Raw genomic sequence first — 14,048 nt, 5'->3', positions numbered from 1 at the left:
GTCAGCTCACGTTGGCGGGGCCGAGGACGCTCTTCAGGTCACCCATCAGCGCGGTCGTCGCCGCCACCCGGAACGGGCCCAGCCGCAGGGTGGTGGTGCGCCCGCCGTTCTGCAACTTGACGTGCACCTCGGTGTCGCCGGGGTGCAGCACCAGGGTTTCCTTGAGCTTTTCCACCAGCGGTGGTGTGCACCGGTGCACCGGGATCGTGAGGGTGACCGGCTTGTTGGTGGCGCTGGTGCTGACGTCCGGCATGGACATGTCCATCGCCATGATTCGTGGGGTGTCGTCGCGGCGGTCCACCCGACCCTTGACCACGACGATGGCGTCCTCGGCGATGTACTGCCCGATCACCTCGTAGGTGTTGGGGAAGAACAGCGTCTCCACACCACCGGCCAGATCTTCCAGGGTGGCCGAGGCCCAGGCCCGGCCCTGTTTGGTGACCCGGCGCTGCACCCCGGAGAGGATGCCGGCGAGGGTGACCACGGCCCCGTCGGGCACCGCGCCGTCCTCGGCCAGGGAGGCGATTGTGGTGTCGGCCGCCGCGCCGAGGATGTGTTCCAGGCCGAACAACGGGTGGTCGGAGACGTACAGGCCGAGCATCTCCCGCTCGAACGCCAGCTTGTCGCGCTTGTCCCACTCGCTGTCACCGATGGTTGGCATCACCGTCGTGCTGCCGGTGTCACCGTCACCGAAGCCGGCACCGAAGAGGTCGTACTGGCCGACCGCCTCCTTGCGCTTGACGTCGGCGTACGCGTCGATGGCGTCGGCGTGCACCGCGAGCAGACCCTTGCGCGGGTGCTCCATCGAGTCGAACGCACCGGCCTTGATCAGCGATTCAATTGTCTTCTTGTTGCAGACCACCGCGTCCACCTTGGACAGGAAGTCGTAGAAGTCGGTGTAGTCGCCCTTCTCCTCGCGGCACCGCATGACCGAGGCGACCACGTTCGCGCCGACGTTGCGCACCGCGGCCAGGCCGAAGCGAATGTCCGTGCCGACCGGGGTGAACGGGCCGGCCGAGATGTTCACATCCGGCGGCAGCACCTGGATGCGCATCCGGCGACACTCGGATAGGTAGAGCGCCATCTTGTCCTTGTCGTCACCGACGGAGGTGAGCAGACCGGCCATGTACTCGGCCGGGTAGTGCGCCTTCAGGTACGCGGTCCAGTAGGAGACCAGGCCGTACGCGGCGGAGTGCGCCTTGTTGAAGGCGTACCCGGCGAACGGCACCAGGACGTCCCACACCGCCTGGATCGCCTCGTCGGAGTAGCCGCGCTCGCGGCAGCCGTCCCGGAACGGGATGAACTCCTTGTCGAGGATCTCCTTCTTCTTCTTACCCATCGCCCGGCGCAGCAGGTCCGCCTGACCGAGGGTGTAGCCGGCGAGGATCTGCGCGGCGCGCTGCACCTGCTCCTGGTAGACGATCAGGCCGTGGGTCGGCGCGAGGATCTCCCGTAGTGGCTCCTCCAACTCCGGGTGGATCGGCGTGATCTCCTGGAGGCCGTTCTTGCGCAGCGCGTAGTTGGTGTGCGAGTCGACGCCCATCGGGCCGGGCCGGTACAACGCCAGGACGGCGGAGATGTCCTCGAAGTTGTCCGGCTTCATCAACCGCAGCAGCGACCGCATCGGCCCACCGTCGAGCTGGAACACGCCCAGGGTGTCACCACGGGCCAGCAGCTCGTACGCGGCCGGGTCATCCAGCGGCAGGGCCAGCAGATCGAGCTTGAGGCCGTGGTTGAGCTCGATGTTCTTGACCGCGTCGTCGATGATCGTCAGGTTGCGCAGGCCGAGGAAGTCCATCTTCAGCAGGCCGAGCGACTCGCAGGTCGGGTAGTCGAACTGCGTGATGATCGCCCCGTCGGCGTCGCGGCGCATCAACGGGATGTGCTCGATGATCGGCTCGGCGGACATGATGACGCCGGCGGCGTGCACACCGGTCTGCCGGATCAACCCCTCGATGCCCTTGGCGGTGTCGATCACCTTGCGGACGTCGGGGTCGGAGTCGTACAGGCCACGGATCTCGCCGGCCTCGGCGTAGCGGGGATGCTTCGTGTCGAAGATGCCGGTGAGCGGGATGTCCTTGCCCATCACGGCCGGCGGCATCGCCTTGGTGATCCGGTCGCCGACCGCGTACGGGTAACCCAGCACCCGGGCCGAGTCCTTGATCGCGGCCTTCGCCTTGATCGTGCCGAAGGTGGCGATCTGGGCGACCTTGTCCTCGCCCCACTTGTCGGTGACGTACTTGATCACCTCACCGCGCCGACGCTCGTCGAAGTCGATGTCGACATCCGGCATCGACACCCGCTCGGGGTTGAGGAACCGCTCGAAGATCAGCCCGTGCTGGATCGGGTCCAGGTCGGTGATGCCCAACGCGTACGCGACGAGCGAGCCGGCGGCCGAACCACGGCCCGGACCCACCGCGATGCCCTGGTTCTTCGCCCACTGGATGAAGTCGGCGACCACGAGGAAGTACGACGGGAAGCCCATCTGGTTGATGACGCCCAGCTCGTACTCGGCCTGGACGACGTGCCCCTCCGGGATGCCGTTCGGGTAGCGGCGGCCCAGGCCGACGAAGGTCTCCTTGCGGAACCAGGACTCCTCGGTCTCCCCCTCGGGCACCGGGAAACGCGGCATCAGGTTGTGGAACTCGAACATGCCGGTCGGGTCGACCTTCTCGGCGACCAGCAGCGTGTTGCGGCAACCCTCCTGCCACAGCTCCGACGAGTCCACCCCGCGCATCTGGTCGGCGCTCTTGATGAAGTAGCCGCCACCCTCGAGACGGAACCGGTTGGGGTCGTCGATGTTGCTGGCGGTCTGCACACAGAGCAGCACGTCGTGCGCGGTGGCCTGCTCCTCGACCGTGTAGTGCGAGTCGTTGGTGACCACCGGTGGGATGTTCAACTTGCGGGCGATGTCGGTGAGCCCCTCACGGACCCGGGTCTCGATGGAGAGCCCGTGGTCCATGATCTCGACGAAGTAGTTGTCCTTGCCGAAGATGTCCTGGTAGTTGGCGGCGACCTTGAGCGCCTCGTCGAACTGGCCCAGCCGCAGCCGGGTCTGAACCGCGCCGGACGGGCAGCCGGTGGTGGCCATGATCCCCTCGGCGTACTCGGCGATCAGCTCCATGTCCATCCGGGGCCACTTGATGTAGTGCCCCTCCATGGACGCGCGCGAGTTGAGGGTGAACAGGTTCTTCAGGCCCTGCGCGTTCTTCGCCCACATGGTCTTGTGGGTGATCGCGCCGTTACCGGAGACGTCGTCGCTCTTCTGCTCCGGCCGACCCCACTTGACCCGCGCCTTGTGATAGCGCGACTCCGGAGCCACGTACGCCTCGACGCCCAGGATCGGGGTGATCCCGGCGGCCATCGCCTGGTTGTAGAAGTCGTTCGCGCCGTGCATGTTGCCGTGGTCGGTGATCGCCACGGCGGACATGCCGAGCCGCTTGGCCTCGACGAACAGGTCCTTGAGGCGGGCCGCTCCGTCGAGCATCGAATACTCGGTGTGCACGTGCAGATGCGCGAACGAATCGGCCATGCGTGGCGCCCCCCGGCGGTGTGGATCTTGATGGTCGGAGCCGACCGGGACCCACCCTACCGAGGTGATCTCGGTGGCTCCACCGTCCGCGCCGACGGGCGTGGCCCTCGTCTCGTCGCAGACGGCGACGACCCATCCCTTGCGCAGTCCCCCATCATAGAAGGCGCGCCCTTTTACCATCGCGACACACGAGGCCCCGCCAGGTAACACTTGACGGGGCCCCGAGCCTACGTGTGACGATCCCTTCACGGGTTAACGACCGCGTCGGGTTCCGGACGTCGACGCCACGACGCTGACGCGCCGAAGCACCGGAAACGCACAGCGGCCGTCGCGTCAGGAGCAAGCCACGCACTTCTACGCATAAGGGAGTGACACCGATACGTGAATTAATGCTGTCACTCCGTTGCCAGTCCATCCTACGTGGCCGCCGATCCCCTCGCCGGCGTCAGAGCCGAAACGAGACAGTTCGTGGACGGCCTCCGCCGCTGAGCTAATTCACTCAAGCGATTCAGCTCATCTCGGTTACGGCCTGACGCAGCAGATCAAGCACGCAATCGCGAAAAACGGGCGCCACATCAGGAGTGATGATGGTGAGCATCGAGCAACCATCTTCAAAGCAGCGCATCGGAGGGAGGGAATCCGTATTGAGGATCTCGTCAGCACGGCTCCTCCCGCATGACGGCCTTGATCAGACCTGTCTCGCACGGCTCGTAGTAGATGGTCAGGGGGCCCTGTCCTTTCGGATCGGTGAAGTATCCATGTTCATCCCATGCGTCACGGAGCGCCGAGTCGCGCGCCACAATCACATCTCCCCGCGACTCGGGCAGTGTGACGGTATCGGCCCGCCACTGGGAAACCCGTGCCGTCGCTCACCATCGTTGATCGACACCAGCATCACTGGCCAACGTTTTCCGAGGGCGTCAAGCATCCGACCGACTGCGGGTGCCAGATCCGCTAGCCCTACGACGACAACCGCGTCCTCACCGGCGATCATCCCTCACCCCCACTTACTGGTGAGCCCAACGAATCTGACCCGGCGTCTCGGCACCTGAATGAGGATGGACCAATCATCGATTGATCGGCAACACGGGTTCCATCCGTGACGGCAACCTTGACGGCAACGCCAATGCGCAGTCACAACCATCCACACAAATAGCGGCACCCCGGTTACGTGGCCCAACCGGGGTGCCGCATGGCGAATCGCGTCCTTATTCCTCGAATTCGTCACACGAGACTAGCTGACTGATAAAGGCCTCGAAGCTGTCAGCCACACGCCGCGGAATACGATCCTCGTCAACATAGGTCACGGCAGGCTCACCCGCTGGCCCGCAATCCGTGTAGTCGAGCATGACAGTGTCCTGCCCAGCCGTTGGCGTGTCGCAAATAACTACTCCGATGTTCGGATACTCCCACTCCTTAATCATCTGGTAACTTCCCATCCCCGCCGATGAGTCAATCCCCCAGTCACCTCCGATGCCTCGAATGCCACTGATCTCAAAATGATCCTCAGCCCAGGAGGTCGGAAAGGCCGTTGGGAAACAGCGACGCTGAGGCGTCCCGCCGTTTCGGAGCGAGATAAGCGCGACGTAGCTACGAGGCAACCGAACGCCCAAGTCAGCCTCCGCTCGGATGATCATCGAATCTTCAAGCTGGGGCCCCGTGTAGTAGTCATCATCCTCAAATGGATCAATCACTAGAAGCCTCCATTGTGCCCAGTCTTCGCATGAACTTGCCTATCCACGAGCTGCATCAGTCCACGGTCTTGATGATGATGCCACGTATACCCACTTGGAGTACTCCTGAGACCAGCCGCATTGTTGGCTGCTGTGAAGTCTCGCGATCGGCTCCCGGTGAGAGTAATCCGGACGTCCAAAACTGTGGGATGACGCCACGCAGAAAAGTCAGGAAAGCCCTGCCGATCGAATGGAACTCCGGTTACCGGATGATCCTTTCCAGCCAAATGGCCATTGCGGGTCTGGGGGACTCCTCCGGTCATACAGAGGCAATGATCCTTATGCCCGCAGATGGATCCACCGCAGTTATGGACGAGTACTGGCGTGTCTCCGGCGATCACATCGTCGATCAGATCCGCACCGGCAAACTCGCCCCCGGCGACGTCCTACCCACTGCCCGGCGCATGGCCGACACCTACGGCGTCGCCTCCATGACCGCCCAAAGGGCGCTACGCGAGCTGCAACACCGCGGCCTCACCTACGCCGTCGTCGGCAAAGGCACCTTCGTCCACCCCCAAGCACCCGAACGCATCGGCACCGACGCCGACGGCCGGCCCATCGCCGCGACAACCCAGACGCCGGTCATCAGCGACGACCCGGCACTCAACCGGCGCCTCGCCCTCTATCTACTCGAACGCGACCGCATCAGCGGCAAGATCGTCGACGCGTTCATGAACAAGGACACCGCCGCCGCCTGGCAAGCCACCGAGGAACTCGCCACCCTCCAACAAGCACACACCGACCTCGCCGACGACCTCGCCGCCTACGAAGCCAACCTCGGACGAGCCGCCGGCACCACTAGCAACGCCCCTGCCGCCGATCGGTCGACGAAGCGACGCAACCCCAAGGCGTAGCCCAGCAGCCCCGCCACCGACGGAGCCACTGGGCTAAGAATTGCTTCACCAGATCAAGACGGCCCGGCCTGTCGGCCGGGCCGCGCGCACGCGCTACGGCCTACGGCCCCGCGCGCACGCCCACCAACACCCAAGCTCCCTATCGAAAAGTCGCCCCCAATCCACCGGCCAAGGCCGTGACGATCCCTTCACCAACCAACCTCGACGAGTGGTCCGGGGATCGACGCCGCACCGCTACGCGGCGCGCCACCGCACAATCATCGATAGATGCGCATGCTTGCGAACGCATGACATCAGTCATGACAGCAACGCGGGTAGACCCCGGCGCCCTCCGGCGCACAGCGCAGCCGAATCCCTACGGGCCGTGACGCGCACGTTACGACTCTCGGCTCTATTCAGGCGCCTCTTCCGACGCCCGCCGATCAAGCTCCTGCACCATACGCTGAACATCCTCTGCGCTGAACTTGAATGGGCGGAGCTGATTTATCACGACCTCCCGCTTGACTTCGGAAGACGGCAGTTGCGCCCAGTCCTGTACCAGATAGTCCGCTATTAGCGGAGGCTCGATTTTTCGGCTCGAAAAATCCTCCCAATGCTCCCAGTGGGCAACTTCCCCATCTCGCCCAGACGCCCTCAGACTTACCTTTATTTCTTTGATAACGCGCTCATGCAAGTCACTAAGAAAGGAGCTTCCCCGTGTGGCATCGTCTACATCGCGCGCGAGGTACCTAACCTCCATTAGAGCCCGGTTGAGAGCAAGGAGTTCCTGGTAGTCGTCAACTTGCAGCACTGTTGCTCCTAACCGAAGGGGTTCGGTCCGTGATAAATGACATCATCTGGCGTGAACCTGAATGAGCCCTGATGCACCAACTCGTTCGGCTGAACACCTGGCCCGAGCCTATCGGGAGAGATACGGAATCCAATTACGTGGGAACCGCGACCCGCATACCGCGGGTTGCCTGCGAACAGAACATTGTTGGCATCGCCGGACTTCACCATGTCCTGCGTAAAGTAGCTAACGCCCTTCGAGTTGGCCTTCACCACCCCACCTCCCATGATGGTGGCGTGTCCGGCCTCATCCGTGTAATGAAAGAAAACGTCATCTCCGAGGGAGTCGGCCAAGTTATCCACGCTGTGTTTTGCGGCGTCCCCACAGTTGTGAACAAGAACCGGGGTGGTGCCGGCTACCACATAGTACGTGTGGACTACGGAGACCGTGAGGTCCCGCATCGTCCTGGAACCCTGGAAGTTGTGGACCTTGGCCACGCTTACCAGGTCACCAGTCGCGGTCATCAGCCACTCGGTCGGCTGGAGGTCCCCCGCGTCAACCCACGTGTTCCGGCTCGCACTCCAGAACGGGTGATGCTGCGTGGTCTTGAGGGTGGTGAACTTGCCATCCTCGGTCCGGACGGACAGGTCCGTCAGCGCCTCGTCCTGATTGACGTGGAGCTGCTCGACCGTCTGTGCGCTGTTGACGCCCGTCTCCGGATCGTGCGCGAGTACCTTGTCGCCTACAACGATGTCTGCGATAGGTCGCTCGCTGCCGTCCGCCATCTCGACCGGCGTCGAAGGGTCGAAACTGTGCGTCGGGCACCCGCCCTTGGCGGTCGGAGCACCACCCCCGTTACTCCCGCCAGTCTTACCCTTCGTTACTGGCGCGGGATCCTTCGCCGGCGGCTTGGGGGTTCTGGGCGCCGGGGGGTTCTTGACCGTATTGCGGATCTCGTCCTTGAGTGCCTTCATCTCTGCGGCCTCGGCGGCCGGGTTGATCTTAGGCGTACCTCCGATGGGCGCCTTGGCTACAAGAGCTTTGGCTTTATCCCCAACCCACCCGATGGCTTTCTTGCACCAATGACCGATTTTACAAGACCAGTCGAGGACGGGTACCACAGAAACCGTCGAGACCGCCGCGTTTACATACTGTCCCTCCTTGATGTAGAGGCCGGCGTTCACGCCGTCGCAGACCCCGCCGAGGCCGATGACCAGGAAGCCGCAAGCATCCAGGCTTTCATGCGCCCGCTGCGACTTGCCCTTGTGCGGCATGCCACTGCCGCCGCTGCTGGGAGACGGCTCCCCCTCGCCCTTCCCCGTGGTCCCCTCGATCAGGTTCTGGCAGGCATAACCGCTGACACCCATGAATCCGCAGAGACCCAGACCCGGCGTCGCCGAGGGCAGGGTGTACTCCGGGATGATGCTTCCGCTGGGGTCGCTGTACGTCACGGGGTTGTTGGCGGCGTACGTGTACGCCGGCAACTGTTGCGGGTTACCGGGATCGTTGATCGGGTCCACGGAGATGAACCGACCGATCGTCGGGTCATACTCTCGGGCGCCGAGATGGGTCAAGCCGGTCGGGTCCTGGTAGCCACCCAGGAACCCCTGCTTGTTCGGCCATGCGACAGAGGCGCCTCGTGGCGCCCCGTACGGAGTCTGGCGACGTTGCGTGATTGTCTGGTTAGCGTCCGTGCCAACACTGATCTGCGAGGTCCCCTGGTAATCGCTCGCCAGCCAGCTGATCCCGGTCACGGTCCGCTGAGCGATCGTCTCCCCATTGAAGGAGTAGTAACGCGTGGCATCTACCTGCCCGGTGGTCCCATTCCGGCGCACCTCCTGGTCGCCCAGGAAGAGCGTGCTGCTGCCTGCGGAATCGGTAGAGATCAGCCGGTTCCCGTCGGCGTCGTAGATGTACGTGTTGTTGCCTGCGCTGTCGGCCAGCGAGGTGAGGTGCCCCTCGACGTCCCAGTTGAGCGTCTGTTGCCCGGATGGGCCAGGCCGCGTCTTCGTATTGCCTGCGTCGTCGTAGGTGTACGACCCCGTTGTCGTCCCGGTGTCGTCGCTGCGGCTCCAACCGTCCAAAGCATGCGGCCGCACCGCGCCCGCCGACGGGTAGGAGTAGCTGGTGGTCACCGTGCCGGTTGGCGTCCCTCGCTCGGTCTGGGTCAGCCGGTTTCCCACGCGACCCTTCGGGTCATCCGGCGCACCGAACGACCACTCCTGCCAGTACGGCGCCGGGCCGCCCAACTCCGCTTCCGCCTGCGGCTTGGCGACGCAGTCGTAGGACTTTGGCGTCCACGCGGCAGTGAGCCGGCGCTGGTGGTCGTACGAGAAGCACTGTGTGTCCCGTGGCCGGGCACCCGAGTTGTCGTCGATCTTGATTAGGTTGCCGCTGGCGTCGTAATCGTAGGACGAGTTGGCGATGTACGAGGGAGACGTCGATCGGACCACCGAGCTGCCTGCGACCCGGCCGGTACTCTCGTCGTACCAGTCTCGCGACTGGACGAACTTCGCGCCCGTCAACGCGCTGGCCCGCGTGATCGTGCTCAGCTCGTAGAGGTTGGTGTATCCGGACTGGATGGCGTAGTAGCTGACGTCGCCGTAGTCCGTCGCGAGCTGGTCGGTCATGGCGTACGTCGAGTCGTACTTGTAGGTCAGCACTTCTTCGCTAAGCCCACCCGCGGCCGGCAGCGTGACCGTGTTGGGTGATCCATCTTGCATATAGGTGGCCTTCGACGTGAAGCTGCACGTCACGGCACCGATGCCGCAGAAGCCGGCCTGTGAGGACGGAAGAGTGAGCTTTGTCTGCTTCGGTCGGTACAACGCATCGACCGTTACCGTCTCACTGCGGTACTCGTCCGAGCCCACCCATCGCGAGGCAGACTTGGTCAGCCCCTTGGCCGGGGAGTCGTAGGTGTATTCGATGCGCTTGTTGCCGGTAAGGCTCCCCTCCCGGAGGGTCAGGAGTCGACCGAGCCGGTCGTAGTTGTAGTAGAGATCGGGAGTGTCCGTTCGGGAGTCGGTAGTCTTTTCCAGGTCGCCCTTGGAGTTGTACTGCAGTCGCGCCGCACCCTGATCCGGATCCGTGGATGAGATCAGCCGACCTTGGATGTCATAGTCGTAGGACCATGCGTTACCGGCCGCGTCCTTGACGGTCGCAAGCTGACCGCCGGGATGGTAGGTGTAGCTGGTTTCGTCGTAAGTGCCGGTCGCGGTACGTCCGTGGTACTGCCACAGCTTGTCCGTCCGTCCCTCGGCGTCAGTCCATACCGTGGTCGCAGCTTGGCCCAGGGGCGGCTCGATCGTGGTGTGGTCGCCGTAATAGGTGGTGGAGGTACGCGCCTTCTCGACCTGGACACTCGACTCTGATGCGAGTAGCAGTGAGTGCGTCTGCCGGCCCGCAGCGTCGTACAGGGTCCGCGTCTGGCTCGGCACGTCCCGGTCCAAACCGGAGTACAGCGTCGTGGTTACCGCGTCTTTGTTGTAATAGGCGGAGTTAGCCTTGTAGATCCGACCGGCCGCGTCGTAGAAGGTGTCCGTCAGGATGCGGCCACCGCCGTACGCCGGCTCCTGGGTCTGACGCGCTCGGCCCAATGCGTCGAGGATGGCGTGCGAGGTGTTGTATCCGCCCTTCGCATTGAGCGAACGCGTCGTGATGAAGGATGGTGCAGTGTTCAGCAGGTTGTAGCTGTAGCTGGTTGACGGGTCCGTTGGGAAGTTCGCCCTCAACCGGTCCGGCAGCCAGACTGCTGTATTGCGACCCATGGCGTCGTAGTCGTATTCGGTGACGCGGTCGTTCAGATCTGTGCGCTTGACCGGAGCGCCGAGCACAGGATCAAGGTCGACGGTGTCGACCCAGCTCAACGGGTTCTCGGTCTTTACCTGGGTGAGCGGTCCACCAGTGGTCGGGGTGTACGTGGTGGTGGTGGTCTCGCCGGCGATATCCGTCGACGACTTCACCCGGCCCAGCGCGTCATACGTCGCCGTGGACACCTGCTGGTAGGCACGGGTCCCGCTGGTAAGGCCCGTGATCGTCTCCGTGGCCGTGAGCAACCCTACGGTAGGGGCCAGGCCATAGGCGAGGGAGTCGTAACTGAACCGAACGTCTCCGGTGATCTGCTTCTCGGTGGTGGGCGCCGTGGCGCAGGTGCCCGTCCAGCCGTTGATGCGCTTGACTGGCGTCAGCAGCCAGTTGTTGGTATTGCGAACGTACTCGGTCTGCACACAGCGCTTGTCGCCGTCGCCGCTGTCCTCGACGAAGGTCGGCATGCCGTAGGCATCGAAGGTGGTCGTCGAGGTCTTCCGTCGCACGCCCGTGTCCGTCGCAGCTCTGCTGCGGACGGCCTGCACGCGGGAGTATCGGGACTCCGCGACCGGCGTGCCGGCCCGGGTGGCCGAGGCCGGGTTTGAGCGCCACATGTCGTTTACCGAGGCTGCCAGCACGGTCGACCCGAGCCAGGTGATCGACTCCCGCGGAGTACCGGCATAGTGGTCGTAGTCGTTCGCCGGGCCGCCCTCAAGACCTTCGACCTGCGTGGTGCGGGTCCCGCCACCGTCGAGCTTGTCGCCGTACATTCCTCGGAAGTAGAGGGTCTCGGACTTCATGCGTTCCGCGCCCTCACCGCTGTAGGTGATGACCTTGGGGTAGCCGCGCCACTGCGACCAACTCTTGCGTTTGTCGGGTGCAATCCCATCGTCCTCGGCGTAGTGCCACAGAGGCTCTTTGGTGGGATTGGGGTACTCGTAGACGGTGCGTAGGGGTCGGGCGCCACCGGTGTGGTCGATCTGCTGGACCTCGGTCACCACATACTTGTGGAAGTAGTCCGTCACCGGTTCGGTCCGACCCGGAGGCGTCCAGATGACCGGATAGCACCGCAAGGAGTTGTCGTCCAAGGCGGTTGGCATGGTGCCGCCTCTGACGCACTCTGGATCGGTGTAGGTCACGTAGATCTCGCCGCCGGTTTCCAGCTTGATCGAATTGACTCGTCGCCAATTCATGGCGAGTGCCCAGTCGCTGCCGGAAGCGTCGACCCGGTTTTGCATCTGCTTGCCCTCGAAGGTCACTTCGGGGGCTGTCACGGTCGTGCCGTTCAGGCCCCGGTGGGTGATGCCCTCAAGCCACAGCCCGGCGCGAGTGCCGTCACCAGGGTCGGGAAAGCTCTGCCTGAACGTCCACGAATCCGCAAGCTGATACGACGACGTCGCGGCCTTCCATGCGCTGGTGGTCACCACCGTCGTCCGCTTCGCCGACCAGAAGGTCGGAGAGACGTTCAGACAGGGATTGGTGGTGGAAGTGCACTCCTGGTCCCAGGGGGTGTCCGGCCAGGTGGTGGCATTCTTCGTCGTGCAGTTCTCAAGGCAGCGATCCGGCGTCGTGAACTCCACCCGGCCGGGAACGTTCTCGATGTACGGGCTGTTCGCCGCGTACTCGTTGTTGTCTCGGTTGTCCGTGCCGTAATCGATCCGCTTCAGGTAACCCGCGCGGTCGTAGACGACCGGGGCTCCCGTCGCCATGTTCTTGGAGTAGTAGTTCGACTCCTTCTGCCACCACAACGACATGGTGTTGCCGTGCACGTCCTGGACATAGTCCAGGTTCCACCGCCATGCCTGACGCTTACCACCGCATTCCGAAGCCGCGAAGGTGGCCGCGTGGCAGGGCTCGCCGGGGTTGTTGCCAAAGACCGGGACCGTCAGGACCGAGTCGGTCGTCGGCCGGTCCGTCGACCATCCAGGGAGCCGGTGCCGACCGAACCAGTACTGGGTACCGTTGGCGCTGGTGACCTTCCAGTACTCGTCGTTGTCGTCACCATTGGCGTAGGCCGGAGAGGTCAGCAGCTCGACCTTCGAGCCGTCCTCACGGCGTGGGTGCCACCTCCCGTCGCTGCCCTTGAGCAGCTCGACAGACGAACCGTTCAGCGAGAGCACCGCGTTCTCCGGGCCCCAGCAGAGGTCGCCGGTCTTGGTGGTGTTGTTGGCCGTGTCGTCCATGTCGTCGGCGCACGCCTTGTACTGCCGCTCGATGAAACCAGGCGAGTAGTCAAAGCCCTCACCGATGGCTCCCGGCTGGTTGTTGGTGGCTGCCTGCCGGCCATCCACGGACTGGGAGGAGTAACCGAGACCGAGACTTGGCACGGGTCCGCCCGGACCCGGCGGCGTCCGCATCGGGTACGACCACTGGAAACCTCCGGAGGAGCCCCCGTGACTCCACGTTGACGAGGGTGCCAGGCTGGACGCGGTGAAGTCGCCCGAGCCGCCGGACGGACCACTCGTCGCTGCGAAGAGCGTGCCGGAGACTGCGGCAGCCGAGCTGCTCGCCCTCCGCTCCGCTGGCGCCGACACCGCTGCCGACACCGTCCCGGCGCGAACATCGTTGCGCGAATCCAGAGGCACCGGCTCGCAGCCCTTGGCTGCGGGCGACGTCAGGGCACACTCCGGCAGCTGAACCAGCCGGAGCCGGGAGGACCAGTCCGCGCCGTATGCCGAGGCGAAGCTCGCGTAATCGATACTCACCTCGACGGGACCCGCGGACGTGACGCCGTCGGTGCGCGCGACTCGCAGCAACAGACCATTGATGCCAGAGGCTTCGGCCTTTGCCTTGGGCAACAGCTCGACCCGCACCTTGCCAGGCGCGGACGCCGCAGATCGCGAAGCCTCTGCCACCACCGGGCGAACCGTCACCGGTAGCACACCTGCGCGTACCGCCGCGCCCGCCTGCAATCGTGCACCGGTGGCGACGCTCGTCAGGTTGACATCGGCGAATCCGGCCGTGGGCCACACCGGTGGCGGCCGCTTGACCTTTGCTGCCGATTCCTCGGCGTCCGGGCTGGGGGTGGTGGGCTTGACGGGCTGCACGGGTACGGACTTGTAGCGCTGCGCCTCGAGTCGCTTGGCCTCGGCGACCTGCTGTGCCTGTGCGGGCACCTGCCCGACGAGCGTGCTGGCGAGCACCGCGAGCAGGCCGGCGGCGATGGCCTTCCGGCCCCTCGCATTCGCGGCGCCGAAAGTCGATCTGGGCTGCCGGAAGCGGCTTGCTCGACTGGATCTGACCCTGTTCATCGTTTCCTTTCCAGGGGTGACAACACGCCGCCAGGGGGTTGTGCGGCGTGGTGGACAGAGGGTGGGTCGGGGTGGAGGGCGACGCCGCGCCACCCCGACCAT

Annotated in this window: 5 protein-coding genes; 1 reads left to right on the top strand and 4 read right to left on the bottom strand. The window is 64.4% G+C overall.

Annotated elements, in window-relative coordinates:
- Window position 1 precedes the first annotated feature (1 nt).
- From dnaE to ACLQ28_RS24060, 3 genes are all read right to left on the bottom strand, one after another.
- Window positions 2-3,532 carry a DNA polymerase III subunit alpha gene (gene dnaE, locus ACLQ28_RS24070; protein WP_425688532.1) on the bottom strand — a complete coding sequence of 1,177 codons (3,531 nt, stop codon included), beginning with the start codon at window positions 3,530-3,532 and terminating at the stop codon, window positions 2-4.
- Between the two features lie 1,208 nt (window positions 3,533-4,740).
- Entirely contained in the window at window positions 4,741-5,226 is a 486-nt protein-coding gene (locus ACLQ28_RS24065; protein ID WP_425688531.1) for an SMI1/KNR4 family protein, read from the bottom strand.
- Window positions 5,226-5,528: an HNH endonuclease gene (locus tag ACLQ28_RS24060; RefSeq protein WP_425688530.1), complete on the bottom strand. Its 303-nt coding sequence runs from the start codon at window positions 5,526-5,528 to the stop codon at window positions 5,226-5,228. Before ACLQ28_RS24060 ends, ACLQ28_RS24065 begins: the two co-directional genes overlap by 1 nt.
- 45 nt (window positions 5,529-5,573) lie before the next feature.
- On the opposite strand from ACLQ28_RS24060, the gene ACLQ28_RS24055 reads away from it, so the two are divergent.
- Window positions 5,574-6,119, top strand: a complete 546-nt coding sequence (locus ACLQ28_RS24055) for a GntR family transcriptional regulator (RefSeq protein ID WP_425688568.1) — start codon at window positions 5,574-5,576, stop codon at window positions 6,117-6,119.
- Between the two features lie 798 nt (window positions 6,120-6,917).
- Here ACLQ28_RS24055 and ACLQ28_RS24050 read toward each other — a convergent pair.
- Window positions 6,918-13,946, bottom strand: a complete 7,029-nt coding sequence (locus ACLQ28_RS24050; protein ID WP_425688529.1) for an RHS repeat-associated core domain-containing protein — start codon at window positions 13,944-13,946, stop codon at window positions 6,918-6,920.
- Window positions 13,947-14,048 lie beyond the last annotated feature (102 nt).

This window comes from Micromonospora sp. DT201 (genome assembly GCF_049841575.1).
Taxonomy (GTDB): Bacteria; Actinomycetota; Actinomycetes; order Mycobacteriales; family Micromonosporaceae; genus Micromonospora.
This window is presented reverse-complemented; position numbering and strand designations above follow the sequence as displayed.

Bases quoted from the DNA above. Each gene is read 5' to 3' on its own strand.
- dnaE (WP_425688532.1), bottom strand. From the start codon at position 3,532: ATGGCCGATTCGTTCGCGCATCTGCACGTGCACACCGAGTATTCGATG.
- ACLQ28_RS24060 (WP_425688530.1), bottom strand. From the start codon at position 5,528: ATGACCGGAGGAGTCCCCCAGACCCGCAATGGCCATTTGGCTGGAAAG.
- ACLQ28_RS24055 (WP_425688568.1), top strand. From the start codon at position 5,574: ATGGACGAGTACTGGCGTGTCTCCGGCGATCACATCGTCGATCAGATC.
- ACLQ28_RS24050 (WP_425688529.1), bottom strand. From the start codon at position 13,946: ATGAACAGGGTCAGATCCAGTCGAGCAAGCCGCTTCCGGCAGCCCAGA.